Here is a 2749-nt window from a genome sequence, read left to right as displayed (position 1 = left end):
TGAACACGTTTACCCCACAGAACGCAAACTAGATAGACTTTGTGATGCCGTGTCGGGACATATTGATAAAGTACTTACAACACCTAAGTCATCAAATTGTTCCAAGGTGACATTAAAGCCCCATAATCGATGTAAATGCTTTAATACCTCTTGATGGTTGTCTGCCAGCGGGATGCCGTCAAATGGGATGTAGCGTAAGACAATTGATCTATCCCCGTTCACTTGCACTTGTTGCACTTGTATATTGGGCTCTATATTCGACAGATTATATTGTCGCGATAGGGTGTTACGAATATCTTGGTAACCTTGGTCATCATGAATGGCTGATATGGATAATAGGCTGCTTTTTTCATTATCTAAAATGCCAAATAGTTTAAAGTCACGGATCACTTTAGGTGATAAATATTGGCTAATAAAACTCTCATCTTTAAAGTGCTTCATGGCAAAGTGAACCGTAGTTAGCCAATCGCTGCCGGCAATGTCTGGAAACCATTTACGATCTTCTTCAGTGGGCTTTTCGCAGATACGTCTGATATCGACAAACATCGCAAAACCTAAGGCATAGGGATTTATGCCATTATAATATGGGCTGTTATAGGCTGGTTGCGCGACCACCGCGGTGTGATTCTGCAAAAACTCTAACATGAAACGGTCGGTCACTTTACCGGTATCATATAAGCGATTAAGGATGGTGTAATGCCAAAAAGTTGCCCAGCCTTCGTTCATCACTTGGGTTTGCTTTTGCGGATAAAAATACTGCGCCATTTTGCGTACTATACGGACTAATTCACGTTGCCAAGATGCCAGTAATGGAGCATTTTTCTCAATAAAATATAAAATATTTTCCTGAGGTTCGCTAGGAAAAATAGCCGTCGTTTCATCGGTTTCTTTTTGTGGCGATGTCGGCAGAGTTCGCCATAAGTCATTCACTTGGCTTTGTAGATAATCCTCACGCTCTTGTTGTCTTGCTTGTTCTTCTTTGAATGACACTTCGGCGGGACGTTTGTAACGGTCTACACCGTAATTCATTAATGCATGACAAGAATCTAGGGTCAGTTCAACTAGCTCTACACCATAACGTAGCTCACATTCACGGATATAATTCTTAGCAAAAACCAAGTAATCGATAATCGAACTCGCATCCGTCCAGGTGTTAAATAAATAGTTATTTTTAAAAAAACTATTGTGGCCATAACAAGCGTGGGCCATTACTAATGCTTGCATCGTGATGGTATTTTCTTCCATTAAGTAAGCAATACATGGGTCGGAATTAATCACAATTTCATACGCCAGTCCCATTTGGCCGCGCTTGTAGCCTTGTTCTGTTTGAATAAACCGTTTACCAAATGACCAGTGAGTATAACCAATGGGCATTCCTATTCCTGCATAGGCATCCATCATTTGTTCCGCGGTTATAATTTCAATTTGATTCGGGTAAGTTTCAAGTTTAAAGAAAGCCGCAGCCTGCTCAATTTCATGCTGATATTGTTGCAGTAAATCAAATGTCCACTCTGGACCATCATCTAACGGGTTACGTTTATGTTGAGCCATCACAGCCTCCTATATAGCTTGCTTTTTAAAGAGTTCGCGGAAAACTGGATAGATATCTTCAACTTGGTGAATTTGTTGTACCGCAATGTTGTCAAACTGCTGTTGCAACTGTTCATATTGATGCCACAAGGTTTGATGAGCTCGATTGCTGATTTCGATGTAACTGAAATAACGTACTTTTGGGAGAATATGTTTTGCTAATATCTCATGGCAAATGGGGGAGTCGTCGGACCAATTATCGCCATCAGAAGCTTGAGCTGCATAGATATTCCATTCATTTTCAGGGTAACGAGCTTGTTGTACTTCGTGCATCAGTTTTAACGCACTTGATACTATAGTTCCGCCTGTTTCTTGTGAGTAAAAGAATTCATGTTCATCGACCTCTTTTGCTTGTGTATGGTGGCGGATATAAACCACTTCGAGGTGTTGATAACTGCGAGTCAGGAATAGATACAATAGAATATAAAAACGTTTAGCCATGTCTTTGGTGGCTTGATCCATCGAACCAGATACATCCATTAAACAAAACATCACCGCTTGACTAGAAGGGACTTCGCGTTTTGCATAGTTGTAATAGCGTAAATCAAAGGTATCGATAAATGGCACTTTAGCGATTTGTTGCTTGAGTACTGTTATTTGTTCTTTGATGGCTATAATGCATTCGGCTTTAGCACCAGGAGTACCTTCGAGCAATGCCAGTTCTGCTTCAAATGCCTGTATTGCTTTCTTTTTTTCGCCGCTCATAGCAATGCGTCTAGCGAGTGAAGAACGCAGTGACCGCACAATATTGATATTGGCGGGTACGCCATCATTGGTGAAACCTGCTCGATAGTTTTGATACTCAACCAATTTGTTAAGGCGATTATTCTGTAAGTTTGGTAGTTCAAGATCTTCAAACAGTAATGCTAAGTATTCATCTTTTGATATAGTAAACACAAAATCGTCATCACCTTCGCCACTATTAGATGCATCGCCTTGACCTGCACCGCCTTGTCCACCTTTAGGTCGCTGGATTTGGTCGCCACGATTAAATTGATCATTACCTGGGTGAACTCTGTCCCTTATGCCACCTTGTCCTTGTCTAAAAACGGGTTCACTGAGATCCCGCTTGGGAATACTTATCTGCTCACCTTTATCTATGTCGGTAACACTTCGACGTGTTACCGCATCACCTACAGCTTTTTTGATTTGCTTTTTA

General features: G+C 41.0%; 2 protein-coding genes. Both read right to left on the bottom strand.

The genetic code is table 11. The annotated features are described in order from the left end of the window. Positions 1-9: 9 nt before the first annotated feature. Entirely contained in the window at positions 10-1551 is a 1542-nt protein-coding gene (locus tag H5202_RS20070; protein ID WP_182773622.1) for a SpoVR family protein, read from the bottom strand. 9 nt (positions 1552-1560) lie between these two features. Further along, the coding region (locus H5202_RS20065; RefSeq protein WP_182773621.1) for a YeaH/YhbH family protein at positions 1561-2749 on the bottom strand (1189 nt) is incomplete at its 5' end.

Source organism: Shewanella sp. SG41-4, from assembly GCF_014164505.1.
GTDB lineage: Bacteria > Pseudomonadota > Gammaproteobacteria > Enterobacterales > Shewanellaceae > Shewanella.
The sequence above is the reverse complement of the archived record's forward strand: the minus strand, read 5'-3'. Positions and strand labels throughout refer to the sequence as shown.